12 protein-coding genes are annotated in these 15,736 nt (G+C 73.9%); 3 read left to right on the top strand and 9 right to left on the bottom strand.

What is annotated here, in order from left to right; genetic code table 11:
* Positions 1-7: 7 nt before the first annotated feature.
* The 7 genes from FHX71_RS10895 to FHX71_RS10865 form a co-directional block, all read right to left on the bottom strand.
* Positions 8-1,726: an HtaA domain-containing protein gene (locus FHX71_RS10895; RefSeq protein ID WP_246402520.1), complete on the bottom strand. Its 1,719-nt coding sequence runs from the start codon at positions 1,724-1,726 to the stop codon at positions 8-10.
* A 43-nt stretch (positions 1,727-1,769) separates the two neighbouring features.
* Positions 1,770-3,167 carry a hypothetical protein gene (locus FHX71_RS10890; protein WP_182616117.1) on the bottom strand — a complete coding sequence of 466 codons (1,398 nt, stop codon included), beginning with the start codon at positions 3,165-3,167 and terminating at the stop codon, positions 1,770-1,772.
* Complete coding sequence (locus FHX71_RS10885; RefSeq protein WP_182616115.1) at positions 3,164-4,798, bottom strand: hypothetical protein; 1,635 nt, start codon at positions 4,796-4,798, stop codon at positions 3,164-3,166. Before FHX71_RS10885 ends, FHX71_RS10890 begins: the two co-directional genes overlap by 4 nt.
* Positions 4,795-5,802, bottom strand: a complete 1,008-nt coding sequence (locus FHX71_RS10880) for a heme ABC transporter ATP-binding protein (protein WP_246402519.1) — start codon at positions 5,800-5,802, stop codon at positions 4,795-4,797. Before FHX71_RS10880 ends, FHX71_RS10885 begins: the two co-directional genes overlap by 4 nt.
* On the bottom strand, positions 5,799-6,815 hold the full coding sequence (locus FHX71_RS10875) for a FecCD family ABC transporter permease (protein WP_312877087.1): 1,017 nt from the start codon (positions 6,813-6,815) through the stop codon (positions 5,799-5,801). The genes FHX71_RS10880 and FHX71_RS10875 overlap by 4 nt, the downstream gene beginning before the upstream one ends.
* 251 nt (positions 6,816-7,066) lie before the next feature.
* Positions 7,067-8,272 (bottom strand): heme/hemin ABC transporter substrate-binding protein, encoded by a 1,206-nt coding sequence (locus tag FHX71_RS10870; RefSeq protein WP_246402517.1) that lies wholly within the window; start codon positions 8,270-8,272, stop codon positions 7,067-7,069.
* Positions 8,273-8,597: 325 nt separating this feature from the next.
* Positions 8,598-9,692: a type I restriction enzyme HsdR N-terminal domain-containing protein gene (locus tag FHX71_RS10865; protein WP_182616113.1), complete on the bottom strand. Its 1,095-nt coding sequence runs from the start codon at positions 9,690-9,692 to the stop codon at positions 8,598-8,600.
* Between the two features lie 210 nt (positions 9,693-9,902).
* Here FHX71_RS10865 and FHX71_RS10860 point away from each other — a divergent pair, with 210 nt between their 5' ends.
* Both FHX71_RS10860 and FHX71_RS10855 read left to right on the top strand, forming a co-directional pair.
* A complete protein-coding gene (locus FHX71_RS10860) occupies positions 9,903-10,805 on the top strand; it encodes a phosphotransferase family protein (RefSeq protein WP_182616111.1) in 903 nt (300 codons plus the stop codon).
* Between the two features lie 200 nt (positions 10,806-11,005).
* Positions 11,006-11,188: a hypothetical protein gene (locus FHX71_RS10855; RefSeq protein WP_182616109.1), complete on the top strand. Its 183-nt coding sequence runs from the start codon at positions 11,006-11,008 to the stop codon at positions 11,186-11,188.
* A 113-nt stretch (positions 11,189-11,301) separates the two neighbouring features.
* On the opposite strand, the gene FHX71_RS10850 is transcribed toward FHX71_RS10855, so the two are convergent.
* Both FHX71_RS10850 and FHX71_RS10845 read right to left on the bottom strand, forming a co-directional pair.
* Positions 11,302-12,978 (bottom strand): cytochrome b, encoded by a 1,677-nt coding sequence (locus tag FHX71_RS10850; RefSeq protein ID WP_246402515.1) that lies wholly within the window; start codon positions 12,976-12,978, stop codon positions 11,302-11,304.
* Complete coding sequence (locus FHX71_RS10845; protein ID WP_182616107.1) at positions 12,968-14,425, bottom strand: NAD(P)/FAD-dependent oxidoreductase; 1,458 nt, start codon at positions 14,423-14,425, stop codon at positions 12,968-12,970. The genes FHX71_RS10850 and FHX71_RS10845 overlap by 11 nt, the downstream gene beginning before the upstream one ends.
* 300 nt (positions 14,426-14,725) lie before the next feature.
* On the opposite strand from FHX71_RS10845, the gene FHX71_RS10840 reads away from it, so the two are divergent.
* Entirely contained in the window at positions 14,726-15,712 is a 987-nt protein-coding gene (locus FHX71_RS10840; RefSeq protein ID WP_312877008.1) for an SDR family oxidoreductase, read from the top strand.
* Positions 15,713-15,736 lie beyond the last annotated feature (24 nt).

The following is a 15,736-nucleotide window of genomic DNA, read 5'->3' as shown; positions in this document are numbered from 1 at the left end:
GGGACCGTCAGCCCACCGCTGTGAGCGTGAGGACGCTCGCGTAGTCGCCGGCCGGCGTCTCCAGCGGGATGCGCAGGTCGAGGGCGGCGTCCGCCGTCACCGAGCCCGACGCGTGCCCCGCCGGCGCGGACACCAGGGTGGCGCCCGCCGTCAGGCCGGAACCGGTGCTCGGCCGCACCAGCGCGCCGGCGACGGCGCCACCGGTGTTCTCCGAGACCGACGGCGACCAGCCCAGGCTGCTGCCCGGGAAGGACGCCGAACCACCGGTCGCGAAGAAGTCGGTCGCCGTGCCGTTGATGCTCCACGCCGGGCCGCCGGCCCGCGTGTCGCTGACGGTGACCCGCTTGAGGTCGCCCGTCGCGGTCAGGGCGCCCGCGCCCGCCTCGGCGGTGCCGAGGCTCACGGCCCCGGCGCCGCCCACGACGGTCCACGTGAACGCACCCGGCTCGCCGGGCTCGCCCGGGTCCTCACCCTCGGGCACGGTGACCTCCAGGTCGATGTCGCCCGAGCCGCCCGGCGTCGCGAACGACACCGGGATGCCCAGCTCCTGGGCGGCGTTCGCCGCAGCCCCGCCCGCGGCGTACGTGTAGACGCCGTAGGCACCGGTCGCGGTGTCCGACGGCGCGACCGCGAGCTCGGCCGTGAACGTGCCGTCCGGGTTGAGCAGCACGAGCTGGCCGGCCACGTTCGGGAAGTCCGCCTTGACCTGCGAGTACGACGGCTCCGGCAGGGCCCACTTCTGGACGAGCACCGTCCGGGCACCCGAGCCGGCGCCCTCCGACGGCCGCCACGGGCTCCCGAAGGAGCCGAACACCACGTACACGCCCGTGGGCGCGCCCGCGGCGACCGGCGGGCGGCCCGAGGTGTTGATGTTGGCCGCCGGGTCGAAGCCCGAACCGGTGGCCGTGACGGTCTCGCCCTCGGGGTCCACGCCCGACGCCTTCGACAGCGTCACGGTCGGGTTCCACTCCTCGGGCTGCTCCGTGGGCGCGCTGGTCTGCGCGCTCACGGAGAAGTTGTCGAGGGCGGCGCCCTCGGCCAGGAAGTCCTGGAGCGCCGAGGCGCCGTCGGCCGTCAGGGTCACGCCCGTCCCGGAGACGGTCACGGCGTCGGCGGAGACGTTCACCGTCGTGTTCGCGACCTCGCCCAGCACGACGTCGTCGCCGCCGTACGTGCCGGGCTCGTAGCCCAGGTTGTTCTCCGGGATCTCGACGGCGAGGTCGCCCACGAGGGTGCCCACGCCGCCGTCGACCACCACGGCGACGTCCTTGACCGTCACCGTGAAGGCGTGCGACGGGAAGTGGTAGACGGCGCCGCCCGCGCTGGCGACCGTCAGGTTGTCCGCGTCCGTGACCGTGCCGCCCGTGACGGGAAGCAGGTAGGGAAGCGTCTCGTTCGGCGGGGTGGTGTCGAGGGGCGCGGCGGGGGTGCCGTCCTCGTCGAACTCGCCGGGCGCCACGAGCGTGATCCGCTCGCCGATCGGGACCGCGCCGATGGGCGGGAGGGCCGCCGTCTGGCGCCCCACGTAGTTGCGGAAGCTCTCGCGGAAGCCCCAGGCCAGGTCGCCGCTGTCCGCGGTGACCTCGCTCGGCTCCGCCGCGGCGGCGGTCAGCGCGACGAGCGGTGCGGCGGCCAGCGCCGTGCCGAGCGTCGCGGCCAGTCCGGTCGCGAGGAGCGCGTGCCCGGCGCGGTGCCGCGGACGGCCCGCCGGTCTGCTGCGTGTCATCAATTCATGCCTCTCTCTGGGGATGGACTGCGGACTGGGGGTCTCAGGAGTCGCGCCGCCGGAAGGGCAGCACGAGCCAGCCCTGCCGGAAGCCGAGGATCGCCACGGACGCGGCGACCAGCAGCACGGCGGTCAGGACGGCGAGCCGGCGGCCGGCGGGGCCGTCCGGGAGCAGGCCGTCGGGGATCAGGTCGGCGCCGGCCGCGCCGAGCGTGGCGGCGGCGACCGGGAGGAACGAGGCGGGGGCGTCGGGGTCGGTTCCCGTGCGCGCGGAGCCGCCGGCCCCTGCGTCGCCGCCGGAGCCCGCCGCGCCCGGGGGAGCGGTGCCGGGGGGCGGGGCGGCCGCGGGAGGCGCGGCGGTGCCGCCGCCCCCTGTGCCTGCTCCCGCGCCGCCGCCCGAGCCGTTGCCGCCGTTCCCGCCCGACCCGCCCGGGCCCGCGCTGCCGACGGACCGCTCGGCGTCGAAGCTGACGCTCACGTTCGCGGGCGTCTTGATCTCGTCGCGGGTGCCGGTCGAGTACCAGAACTCGGGCTCGCCCACGAGCTGGTGGAAGGTCACGAACGACTGCGGGAACGCGCCCCAGCAGCTCCCCGCCGGGTCCTCGCGGAGCTGTGGCACGCGGCTGCCGGTGCTCACGCGCTCGCCGCAGTAGTCGGGCACGAGGTGCCCGCCGCGCGAGGCCGGGTCGAGCTTGCGTCCGGTGAAGGTCACGAGCTGTGCCCTGGTCGCGGGCAGCGGCTCCCAGATGGTCATGTCCTGCTGGTCGGTGCCGTACCCGCCGAGCGTGCCGGTGAGCGCGCCGTTACCGGCGGCGTCCAGGCGCAGCTCCGGGTCGGTGACCCACCAGTAGACGAGGCCGCCGTAGAACACCACGGTGAAGCTGCCGGACCACTTGATGCGCACCGAGCCGTCGGCCTCGCGCGTTCCGGTGCCGCCCGTGAGCACCACCTCGGCGCCCGTCGTGCGCCCCGCGGAGTACGACACGGGGCGGCCGTCCGGGGACGTGCAGCGCGTGCCGAACGTGGCGGTGCGCTGCGTGGCGTTCGCGCCCCGGCCGACGGTCCGCAGCACCCGGACGTCGCCCGACCGCCCGTGGTACAGGTTCTCGTCGGCGGTGGTCCAGATGCGCCCGCCGCCTGTGTTCCCGTCCGTGCCGGGACGGCCCGCGACCAGGAAGTTGCACTGGCCCGCGAGGTGGCTCTCCGACCCGGCCTGCACGCTGACGGCCCAGCGCAGCTCGGCGTTCGTCAGCCGGTTGTCCTCGCCCTCGCCGGGCGGTTCGGTCGCGTCGTCGGGCACGGTCACCGTGAGCAGGAGGGGGCCCTGGTCGTCGCCGGTGCCCGACGCCGCGGCCGCAACCGTGGTCGCCGAGAGGAGCAGGGTGAGCACGACGGCGGCGGCCGTCGCGGCGCCCCGCCGACGGCGGGTCGTGCGGCTCATGCGCGGGCCTCCTGCTCGGCGGGGGCGGGCTCGTGTGCCGGGGAAGGTTCTGTCGGAGGCTGTTCTGCCGGGGCGGGCTCCGGCGCGGCGTGCCGGGGCGCGGCGGGTTCTGTTGCGGCAGGTTCCGTCTCGACGACGGCGGCCGGTGCGTGCTCAGCCGCGGGTGCGCTGTCTGCCGGAGCCGACTCGTGCGCCGCCGCCTGACCGTTCGCCGGTGTGTGCTCGTTCGCCGATGCGTGCCCTGCGTCCGCGCTCTCGCGGTCCGCGCTCCTGCCGTCCGAGTCGTCGCTGTCCGTGCCTGAGCGGTTGGCGTCCGTGCCGTCTGCGCCTTCGGCGGCTTCTCCGGCGTCCTGCACTCCGGCGTCCTGCTCTGCGACCACCTGCTCCGCCGCGTCCCGCTCCGCCCGGCGTCGGTCCGCGCGGCGCTTCAGCGCCGTGACCAGCGACGAGAGCACGACGACGAGCAGCAGCAGCGCCGCGACGCCCACCGCGATCTCCTCGGGGCGCCAGGAGTCGCCCCCGTTCGCACCGTTGGCCCCCGCGCCGTTCGCACCGGTAGCGCCCGCGGCACCCGCCGCCTCGGCGGCGGCCTCCGCGGCCGAGACCTCGGCCGGGTCTCGGGTGACGGTCACCTCGGTCTCGATGTTCGTCCCGGAGGACGCCCCGGACAGCCGCAGCACGTGCGTGCCCGTGCGCAGTTCGGAGGGCAGTTCCAGGAGCCCCGCGACCTCGCCGTGGTTGCCCGCGACCAGCGGCCCGACGGCGAGCAGGCCGTCGTCGAGCGTGACGCTCACCTGCTCGCCGGGCTCCAGGCCCTGCGCGCCGAAGCTCAGCACCCGGCCGACGACGGCGGTGGCCTGGTCGACGCCGAGGCTCGCCTTGACCGGCCGGTCCTTGGCGTCGTCGTCGGACCCGGTGTCGCCCGAAACAGCGCCGCCCCCGGAACCCGAGCCTGACCCGGCCCCGCCGCCGGACGCGCCCGCCCCGGAGCCGGCGGCGTCGTCCTGCGCGCTGCCCGCGCCCGAACCGCCGCCCGAACCCGAACCCGAGCCCGACCCGGAACCGGAGCCGGCACCGGCGAACGTGACGGGCGTGAACGTCTCGTTGTTCGCGTTGCGGACCCCGTGCGCGCCGATCGTGATGATGCCGCACTGGACGGTCGTGCAGTCCACGGTGCCGCCGTCGGCGGCCTCGAAACGGGCGCCGGGGATCACGAGGTTCGTGGACCAGGTGCCGTTCGCGGCGACGGTGCCGCCGTTCGCCTCCGCCTCCGTGCTCGACCTCGGGAACGCGACGAACCGCTGGTAGCCGGCGTTCTGCGCGGTCTCGGCGTCGGGCACGTACCGGTAGGTGTCGCCGGACACGCCGCCGCGGCTGGGCGCCCACGACCCGCCCGAGGGGTCCGAGACCCAGCCGAAGAACACGTACACCCCGCCGAACGCCTTGGGCACCGACTGGAAGCCGCTGCCGGAGACGCGCACCGTCGTGGCCGAGCCCGCGTCGGGCTGGCCCGAGACGGCGACGCGGGCGGCGGCGTGCGCCGTCAGCGCCGGGCCGAGCAGCGCGAGCGCGACCACGACGACGAGGGCGACCAGGGAGATCGCCGGGCGGGGCAGGTGACGGGAGGTCATGCGTGGTCCTCGCTGAGGGCGTCGGTTCGGGTGTCGTGCCGGACGTCGGACGGGGCGTCGGCGGGCGCGGCGTCGGCGTCGCCGTACGCGGCGGAGTCGGCCGCGTACCGGGGGAGCACCAGCAGCCCGCCCGTGAGGGGGTGCCGCACCACGTCGACCGGGTGCTCGTAGACCCGGGACAGCAGGTCGGCGGTCAGCACCTCGGCGGGCGCGCCGACGGCGGCGACCCGGCCGCCGTCGAGCACCAGCACGCGGTCGGCCCAGGCGGCGGCGAGGGCCAGGTCGTGCAGCACGACGACGACGGCGCCCCCCTCGCTCGCGTGCCGCCGGGCGTGGCGCAGCACGTGCTCGGTGTGCCGGACGTCGAGCGCGGCGGTCGGCTCGTCGAGCAGCAGCAGCGTGGTGTCCTGCGCGAGCAGCCGCGCGAACGACGTGCGGGCCTTCTCGCCGCCCGACAGCGTGGGGAAGCGCCGCTCGGCCAGCCCGACGACGTCGGCGGCCGCCAGAGCGCGGGCGACCACGGCGTCGTCGTCGGCGGGTGTGCTGTGGCTCTGCTTGCCGGAACTCTGCTTGCTGGGCTTGCCGGAGCTCTGCCAGGGCGCGCGCCCCATGCGGACTACGTCGATCACCCGGAACGGGAAGCTGACCTGGTTCTCCTGGAGCAGCACGGCGCGCAGCCGGGCCAGCTCGGCGGTGCGGACGGCGCCCAGGGGCGTGCCGGTCCAGGCCGCCTCGCCGCCGTCGGGGGCGCGGTCGCCCGCCAGGACCGAGACGAGCGTGGACTTGCCGGCCCCGTTCGGCCCGACGACTACGAGCACCTCGCCGGGGCGGATCTCCAGGTCGACGCCGTCGAGCAGCACGGCGTCCCCGGCGGTGACCCGGACGCCGGCCAGGGTGAGTAGCGGCGTCGGCCCGGTCGCCGACGTCGGCTGTGCATCCTGCTGCGCGGACTGCTGCGCGGCCGGCTGTGCGGTCTGCTGTGTCGGTGTGGTCGGAGCGCTCATGCCCAGCCTCCCGCGGTGCGCCGCGTGCGGCGGATGAGCCAGAAGAAGAAGGGCCCGCCGACCAGCGCGGTGAGCATGCCGATCGGCAGGTCGGCGTAGCCGACGGCGGTGCGCGCGACCAGGTCGGCGGCCAGCAGCAGCAGGGCGCCGCCGAGCGCGCTGAGCGGCACCAGCACGCGGTGCGCCGGGCCGACGGCCATGCGGATCAGGTGCGGCACCACGAGCCCGACGAACGCGATGATGCCGCAGAACGCCACGCCCGCGGCGGTGAGCACGGCGACCACGACGATGCTGAGCACGCGCAGCCGCTCCACGTCGACGCCGAGGTGCCGCGCCGACCGTTCGCCCAGCGACAGGAGGTCCAGGCGGCGGGCCAGGAGCAGCGCGCCGACCAGGCCGATCAGCACGAGCGGCGCGACCACGCCGACGTACGCCCAGCGGGTCCCGTTGAACGAGCCGAGCTGCCAGAACACGATCTGCTCGCGCGCCTGCGTGTCCCCGAGGAACGTGGTCAGCGCGAGACCGGCGCCGCACACGGCGTTCACGGCCACGCCGGTGAGCACGAGCGTCACCACCTCGGTGCGGCCCGCCGACCGGGCCAGCCCGTAGACGAGGAACGTCGCGACGAGGCCGCCCGCGAAGGCCGCGGCGGCCGTGGTCCAGGGGCCCAGGGCGGTCAGGCCGAGCACGATCGTCACGGACGCCGCGACGGCGGCCCCCGACGAGACGCCGACGACGCCGGGCTCGGCCAGCGGGTTGCCGAACACGCCCTGCATGACGGCGCCCGCCGTCGCGAGCGCGGCCCCCACCAGCGCGGCCATGACGACGCGCGGGAACCGGATGGTCCACAGGGCGGCGTCGCCGTTCGGGTGCGCCGGCATCGGGCCGATGTCGAGCCCCGCGTGGTGCAGCAGCGAGCCGACGACCTCGGCGGGCGGCACGTGGAGCTGGCCGGAGCCGGCGGACACGACGGCCAGCACGCCCAGCGCGACGACCAAGCCGCCCGCGACGATCGCGGTCCGGGCCGGGCGGGACGGCGGAAGGGCGGGGGTACCGGCGTCGGGCAGGCGCCCGAGGCTCTTGCGCCGGGGGTTCCTGCGCTTGGTGTCCCTGTGCTTGGTTTCGCTGGGCGCGGGGCCCGTGCGCTCGGGGTCCGTCCCGGCGTGCGCGTTCGCGGTCGAGCCGGCGTCGGGCTCCGCAGGCTGGACGGGCGGCCGGGCCGTGGGGCTCACGGCGGGGCTGCCGGACGCGCGCGTCGTCGGCGTCACGAGAGGCTCTCCGGCGCGTAGAACGCGCGGGCGAGCGCGTCGAGCACGTCGGCCGACTTGGGCCCGAACGACAGGATCTCCGTGTCGTCCATGGCGACGAACCGGCGGTTCTCGCCGGCCGGCGTCTGCGCCAGGGCGGGTACCTGCTCCAGCAGCCCGTCGACGCCGCCCACGGACTCCAGCCCGCCGGTCATCAGCAGCACCAGGTCGGGCTGCATGGACACGAGGCCCTCGTCGTTCAGCGGGCGCATGCCCTTCCAGCCCACCTCGGCGGCGGCGTCGATCCCGCCCAGCCCCTCGATGAGGGAGTCGGCCCCCGACTCGTCGCCGAACAGGTAGTACACGCCGGACTGTCCGCGCACGTAGAGGAAGATCACGCGCGGCCGGACGGCGGCGTCGGCCGGGGCCAGGGCCTCGACCTGGGCAAGCGTGTCGTCGACGGCGGCCTCGGTGCGCTCGGCCAGGGCCTTGCCCTCGGCGGGCAGGCCGAGCGCCGCGCCCGTGGCCTCGGCGAGGTCCGCGGAGGTGTCCAGGCTGCGGTGGCTGTCCAGCACGACGACGGGGATGCCGGCGTCGCGCATCTGCAGCACCACGTCCCAGGGGCCCAGCGTGGTGTCCGTGAGGATGACGGTCGGCGCCAGGTCGAGGATCGCCTCGCCGGTGAGCTCGTGGCCGTTGGACGTGACGACCGGGCGGTCCGCGATCTCCGGGAAGCCCGACGAGATGTCCCGGCCGACGACGCTGTCGCCCAGCCCGAGCTCGAACACGATGCGCGAGAGCGACCCGTACAGGTCCAGCGCCAGGATGCGGCTGGTGTCGGTGACGGTCACCTCGGTGCCCTGCGCGTCCGTGACGGTCGCGGGCAGCGCCGGGCTCGGGTCGGTGGCGACGGGTTCGACGGGGCGGTCGGGTGTGCCCACCGTGATCTCGCCGGTCCAGGCGCGCGGGTCGGCGATCGGCTCCAGCTCGGCCAGCGGCTGCGTGCCGACGACGGCGCCGTCGTCCTCCGCGTGGCCCGCGAGGGGGAGCTGCATGCCGCACCCGGCGACCAGGGCGGTCACCGTGAGCAGCACGCCGACGCCGAGCGCGCGACGGCGGGGGTGGGGGCGGGGCGTGTGGTGCTGGGCTGTCGGGTGGGACGCCGACCTGCTCGGGGTACGCGACGCGGCGGGATCGGGGCCGGCTGCGGGCAGGCGTGACATCGGACAGCTCCCTTGGACGCCGGGACACCGCCCGGTATGGAATTAGGTGTGCCTAACTTAGGCGAGGCGAGCCTGAAGAAGTCAAGCCAGGTCGGCACTTGATGCGATAAATCACCCAAGCTGCCCCAGGCTGGCGGGCGGCTGCCTCGCAACCCCGCCGTCGCTTCACTCCGCGCCGTTGACCACAGCAGTTGCTGCCAGAGGAGGCCCGCCGCTGGCAGCAACTGCTGTGGTCGATGCGCGAGTGGCTCCTGTCAGGGTCCCCAGACGCGCGAAGCGCGCCGCAGGCGGGTCGGGTCCCGTCGGCGGCGCGCTTCGTGTGTTGTCACTCGTAGTAGTGAACGGTCTTTCGCAGGTGGTCCGCGTGGTCGTAGATCTGGTCCAGCGACTCGATCGGGTGCCTGGTCTCGGCCTTCGACTCGTCGAAGAGGCCGAGGTACTTCTGCCCTCTGTTGAAGTGGAGCCGCGCGATGGGCTTGCGATTGTTGTCGTCGAGCAGCACGCCCATGTAGCTCTTCGTGTCGCGCTGGACGATCCGGACCGGCGGAACTTCACTGCACGCGATGGCGCGCACGATCTGAAATGCCTCGATCTCCTCGAGAGTCGTCTCGAGGCCGCGGTCCGATCCCGGCTCGGCCGCGTCGAGGCTCGCCTCGACGGGTGCCTCGGCCGTCAGGTCGGTCGAGCCGGCCGTTGCATAGACCTTTCCGCCCAGCGCTGCCTTGATCCGGTCGTTGACCTGGTCGGCCAGGAATTGCTGCATCGCCTTCGCGACAAGGCCACGGAACTGCTCACGAACCTTCTGCGTGAAGGACCCCTCATAGACGCGACCGGTCAGGTTCTTGATCCACTCGTCATCGGCATCGCGAAACTGGGCCGCGAGAGCGCGCTTGAGTGCGCCGATGTACTTGAGCTCCTCGGCCGCGCTGACGACGGAGTCCACATCGAAGGTCTCCTTCGTCAGCTTCTGCACTTCGGGGATGAGGGACTCGTCGAGCTCGAGCAGGTCCAGCTGCAGGAACGGTGTGTCGTCCATGCGGTTCGGCCTGTCAAGGTCAGTGAAGAAGTGATATCGCTGACCGTTGGTGAGGATGGCGATTCGCGCGTTCGCGACCGCGAAGTAGCGGAAGAGCTGGGAGGCGTGGTTGAGCGTGAGCGGAGCGCCGACGGGCTTGGCCTCGATCAGGATCTGGACCTCGCCGTCCTTGACGATCGCGTAGTCGATCTTCTCGCCCTTTTTGGTGCCGATGTCAGCCGTGAACTCAGGGACTACCTCGTCCGGGTTGAACACGTCATAGCCGAGTACGTGCGCGATGAACGGCATGATGAAGGCATTCTTTGTCGCCTCCTCTGTTTCGATCGCGGCCTTCTGCTGCTCGATCTTGGTTGCCAGCGAAGCGATTCGCTCAGCGATATCCATCATTGGACCTCTGTTCCGGTGACCAGTAGCTTCAGGCCACCGGATGTTAGTCCGTGCGCTCCGCCAGGGTGCTGAATCTGTTGCTGCGGAGCCGAAGATCACCCGGGTGATGATTTTGATTCTTCTGGATGAAAGTTTGGAGCGGCCCGCTGGAAAAACCACCCGAAACGGAGGTGGTGGTGGGGTCGGGCGGTCCGCCACACTGGCCGCATGACCGACTCGATCCCTGCCGACTCGACCCCCGTTGAGCCGACTCCGGTCGAGCCGGGCCCGGCTGAGCCGGTGCCCGCCGGGCCGAACAGCATCGGGCCCCGGATCGGCGTCGGGCGCGAGGCCGAGGTGTACGCCTGGGGGCCCGACGCCGTCGTCAAGCTGTACCGCTCCGGCTTCGACGGGCACCACACCGAGGCGCTGGCCCTGGCCGGCCTCGCCGGGTACCGGGTCGCCCCGGCGCTGGTCGACGTCGTGACCAGCGACGGGCGACCCGGCCTGGTGCTGGAGCGTCTCGCCGGCGCCGACATGCTCGACGTGCTGCGCCGTCGGCCGTGGCAGGTGCGCGCGCTCGCGCGGACCCTGGCCGAGACCCACCTCGCCGTGCACGAGGTGCTCGGACCGGCTGACCTGCCCGACGTCCGCCAGGTGCTCGCCGCCCGCATCGGCGGCGCGACCCTGTCCCGGGAGCTGCGGGGCTTCGCGCTGCGCCTGCTCGACGGGCTGCCGTCGGGCGACCGGCTGTGCCACGGCGACTACCACCCCGGCAACGTGATGGTCGGAGGCGACCGGGTCAGCGTCATCGACTGGCCCAACGCCGCGCGCGGCGTGCCCGAGGCGGACCACGCCCGGGCGATCCTGTTGCTCCAGTGGGCCGACCCGCTGTCCGCCGTTCCGCGGGGCGGGCCCGGGCTGGCCAAGCGCGGGCTGATCGCTGCCGGGCGGTCGATGCTCACCCGCGGCTACGCGCTGACCTACGCCGACGGCGCGCCGGGCGAGCTGCGCGACCTGGAGTCGTGGCTTGTGGTGCACGCCGCGGCCCGGCTGTCCGAGGGGGTCGCCGCCGAGCGGGCCCGGCTCCTCGACTGGCTGGTGCGCGCCCAGCACGCCTTCGAGACCTGAGCCGGCTCCGAGACCTGAGCCGCCGTCGAGACCCGGCGCGCCTTCGAGACGCAGCAACCCTCCGCGACGCAGCACCCCTTTGAGACCTAAGTTTCTTCGCTTTGAGCCGGCTGAAAGCGAAGAAACTTAGGTCTCGAAGGGGATGGGTTACCAGGCAACTCACCCGTCGCCCGGCGTAGCGTTGGGCCCGGAGGTGGGTCATGAGCGACAACCGTGCGGGGGCCGCCGGCGGCGGCGCGATCTACGGGCTCGGCGTCATCGGCGCCTGGGTCTACTTCTGGCAGCAGGCCGACGGGTTCTGGGAGTTCGTCTGGGCCATCGTCCAGGGCCTCTTCTGGCCGGCCTTCATGGTGTACGAGGCGTTCCAGGCGCTCGGCGGCTAGGCCCGAGGCGGCCCGGCCTGTCCGTTCCGGCGCGCGGTCCCCGGCTAGGCCCGACGGCGCCCGCCGCCGCTGGCCCCGGCTTCGGTCCGTCCGCTCCAGCGCGCGGTCCCCGGCTAGGCCCGACGCCGCCCGGCGCCGCCCCGGCCTGCCCGTTCCAGCGATCGGCCCGCCGCCCGGCCAGACGCCTGGTCCGCACCCCGGCCCGACGCCCCTCCGGGCGCCAGCGCACCAGCGCTCTCGCGGTCCTCCCCGCGGTCCTGCTCGCGGGCCGCCGCCGGAATCACGTGCCCCGTGCCGAACCCGCGCGCCAGGACGCCGCGCAGCCGCTCGGCCCCGCGGAGCCGCCCGGCGTCGTCAGTGCGTCCGGGCGCCGCAGGCACGGGGACGACGGCGAGCCGCGCCCGCTCGGCGTCGTCGGTCGGCTGGTGCACCTCCGCGTACCCGCCGTTCGGCATCCGCACGATCCGCCCCGTCTCGTGCCCGTGCAGCGCGATCTCCCGGTCCTTGCGCTGCAGCCCGATGCACACGCGCCGCGTGACCTCGAACGCCAGCGCCGGGCCGACGAGCAGCAGCACCTGCAGCGTCGTGATCACCGCCTCGAAGCTCACGTTGAACTCGGTCGAGACGATGTCGGCGCTCGCGGCACCCCACAGCACGCCGTAGAAGAGCATCCCGGCCACGCCGATCCCGGTGCGGACCGGGAAGTGCCGCGGCCGGTCGAGCACGTGGTGCTGCTTCCGGTCCTGGGTCACCCAGGACTCGACGTACGGGTAGGCCACCAGCAGCCCGAAGTACACGGCCACCACCGCCAGCGGGACCAGCGTCGCGAAGGTCCACGTCCAGCCGAACCACTCGGTCTCCCAGCCCACGGGGACCAGCCGCAGCGCGCCGTCGAGGAATCCCATGTACCAGTCGGGCTGGCTCCCGGCGCCCACCTCGCCCACCGACGCCGGACCGTACGTCCAGACCGGGCTGATCGTGGCGGTCGCCCCGAGCAGCACCAGCACCGAGCCGGTGATGCCCATCATGCCGAGGGCGCGGAAGGCGGCGTCGGGCCACAGGCGCAGGCCGAGCGTCGCGACGGGCTCGGGCCGGAACTGCCTGGCCTGCCCGTCCCGGAGGGTGAGCGCCGCGCGCGCGATCAGCACGACGACGAGCAGCCCCGGCGCGATCGCGACGTGCAGCGGGTAGAGGTTCTCGATGATCTGCCCGGGGAACGGCCCGCCGAACATCAGCCCGGCGATCCAGGTGCCCAGGAACGGGATGCTGAGCACCACGCCCTCCACGATCCGCAGGCCGGTGCCCGACAGCATGTCGTCCGGCAGCGCGTACCCGCTCCAACCGGCGGCGAGCACCAGCACGAACGCCGCCACCAGCAGCACCCAGCTCAGGCGCCTCGGCCGGCGGAACCCGCCGCTGAAGAACGTGATCAGCAGCTGCATGATGATCGACGCCGGCATGACCAGCGCCGCCCAGTGGTGCGTCTGGCGCAACAGCAGCCCGCCGGTCTGCTCGAACGAGATGCGCATCGTCGAGGCGAACGCCTCCGTCACGGTCGCGCCCTGCAGCGGCCCGTACGGCCCGGTGTAGGTGACCAGCTCGTTCGACGGCGTGTACGTGAACGACAGCAGGATGCCGGTCACGGCCAGGACGACGAAGCACGTGAAGGTCACGACGCCGAACAGGTTCGACCAGTGCAGCTGCACGCGCCGCTGGCCCAGCTCCGCGACCCGGTCGCGCAGGCGCGTGGTCAGGCGGTTCGCGGCCCGACGACGGCGGTCAACCGGCATCGCGCACCACGCTCAGCTCGGGCCGGGCGGCGGGAGCCTCGGCGTCCGCGAGGGCTGCGGTCGCCGCGGCGGCCGGAGCCGGTGCGGCCTTCGCCGTCGTCGGGCCGGTGCCTGAACCCGAACCCGAGCCCGCGAACGGGTCGCCGCCCGCGAGGAAGGCCGCGCGGGGCGCCTGCACCGTCGACAGCGGGATGATGTCGCGGCCGAACAGGACCGCCGAGAGCCACACGAGCAGCACCCGCACCTTGCGTTCCCAGGTCGGGACCGCCAGGACGTGGTAGCCGCGGTGCATGATCCAGGCCGGGAAGCCCTTGATGACCAGCCGCTTGTACTGGAAGATCCCGCGCCCGATGCCGAGGGTCGCGACCACGCCGAGGCTGTGGTGCAGGTACGGCTTGACCTTCCGGCCCCGCAGGTCCGCGACCAGGTTCTTCGCCAGCAGCTTGCCCTGCCGCACGGCGTGCTGCGCGTTCGGCACGGTCCGCGCGCCGGGGACGGGGGAGGCGAGGTCGGGCACCGCCGCGTTGTCGCCGGCGGCCCACGCGTCGGGGACGGGCGCCTCGTCGGTGCCGACCCGCAGGTCCGCGCGGGCACGGATGAGGCCGCGCTCGTCGACCGGCAGGTCCGTGTTCTTCGCGACGACGGGGTTGCTGCCGTTGCCGGCGGCCCAGATCAGCAGGCCGTTGCCGTACGACTCGCCCGTCGAGAGCATGATCCGGCCGTCTGCCGCCGAGACGACCTGGGTGCCGAGGTGGATACGCCCGCCGCGTTCCTGCAGGTGTCGCACCACCCAGCGACCCGGCTCGTCGGTGACCTCGGGCAGGATGCGCTTGTTCGAGTCGACGAGGTGGAACGCCAGGTCGTCGCGGCCCAGCTCCGGGTAGGAGCGCAGCAGCGCGGTGGCCAGCGAGAGCAGCTCGCCGAAGACCTCGACGCCGGTGAACCCGCCGCCCACCACCGTGACCGTGAGCAGCCGACGGCGCTCGATCCCCGGCGGGAGCAGCGCGGCGCGGTCGAACGCGGTCAGCAAGGCGTCGCGGATCGCGACGGCCTCCTCCACGTGCTTGAGGCCGATCGCCTCCTGCTCGATGCCGGGGACGGGGAACGTCCGGGTGACGGCGCCGGCCGTGACGACGATCGTGTCGTAGGCGATCTCCCGCAGGGCGCCGTCGTTGGTGTGGACGGTCGCGGTGCGGTGCGCGTGGTCGATCTTGGTGGTGTGGCCGGCGATGACGGTGGTGCGGCGCAGGTGCCGCCGCAGCGACACCATGACGTGCCGCGCCTCGATCGAGCCGGCCGTGACCTCGGGCAGGAACGGCTGGTAGGTCATGTAGCCGTGCGGGTCGACGAGCGTCACGTCGGCCTCGCCCCTGCGGAGCTTCTTCTCCAGGCCCCACGCGGTGTAGAAGCCCGCGTAGCCGCCGCCGACGATCAGAATCTTCTCCATGACACCCTCCTGGTGGTCTTACCTGTTCGACAACACAGCGCGACCGGATGTGACGTGGTGCTGGTCACAGGCGCGGGCGCCCGGTCGGGACGGCGCGGAAGGGCGCCGTAGCCACGGACAACCCGAACCTGGATCCGGCCTCGGGCCGCGCGCACGCTGATCGGGACCGGTCGGCCGACCGGTCGCGGAACCAGCCGTGAGGACGACGTCGTGAGCAAGACAGCCGTGAGCAGGACAGGCGCAGGCAAGAACCCCGTTCGCAGGGCAGCGGTGCGCAAGACAACCGTGAGCAGCGGCCCGGTGAGGCATCGGCCCCGGAGGTATATCGACGTCGATGTGCCGAAGCTGGGCGGCAAGCTCGCCCTCGTGACCGGCGCGAGCGGCGGGATCGGCCTCGGGCTCGCCGAGCGGCTCGCGGGGGCCGGCGCCGAGCTCGTGCTGCCGGTGCGCAGCGCGGCCAAGGGGGCGGCGGCCGTCGAGCGCATCCGGGCGGCGGTGCCCGACGCCGTCGTCGGGACCCGCGCGCTCGACCTCGCGTCGCTGGAGTCGGTGGCCGACCTCGCCGACGGCCTCCTGGCGGACGGTCGCCCGATCGACCTTCTGGTCGCCAACGCCGGTGTGATGGCGCCGCCGGCCCGGCACACGACCGCCGACGGGTTCGAGCTCCAGCTCGGCACCAACCACCTGGGGCACATGGCGCTGGTCGGCCGCCTGCTGCCGCTCCTGCGGGCTTCTGACTCGGGTACGGCCGGCGCGCGCGTGACCACGATGTCGAGCGCCGCGGCCCGCTTCGGCGCGATCGACTGGGCCGACCTGAACGGCGAGCGCGACTACTCGCCCGTGCGCGCGTACAACGCCGCCAAGCTCGCCCAGCTCATGTTCGCCCTCGAGCTGGACCGGCGCAGCCGCGCGAACGGCTGGGGCATCGTGAGCAACGCCGCCCACCCCGGCACCACCTACACGGGCCTGTACAGCGCGGGCCCTGGCCTGGGCGCCGCCGAGCCCCCGAGGATGGACGCCGTCATGCGTCGGTTCCTCGCCCTGGGCGTGTTTGTGCAGCCCGTCGAGATGGGCGTGCTGCCCGCGCTGCAGGCGGTCACGGACCCCGCGGCGGGCGGCGGGACGTTCTACGGGCCCGACGGCGTTGGTCACTTCACCGGCAGCTCCGCCCCGCAGCGCGTGTACCGCGCGGCGACCGACGAGGCCGCGGCGGCCCGGCTCTGGGACGTGTCCGAGGACCTGACGGGCGTCCGGTTCCCGGGTGCGGGTTCCGCCGGACAGGACTGAGACGCAGGACGAGAGTGAGGCGAC

The organism is Promicromonospora sukumoe (genome assembly GCF_014137995.1).
Taxonomy (GTDB): domain Bacteria; phylum Actinomycetota; class Actinomycetes; order Actinomycetales; family Cellulomonadaceae; genus Promicromonospora; species Promicromonospora sukumoe.
Note: the sequence above shows the minus strand (reverse complement) of the source record. Positions and strands in the feature narration are given on the sequence as shown.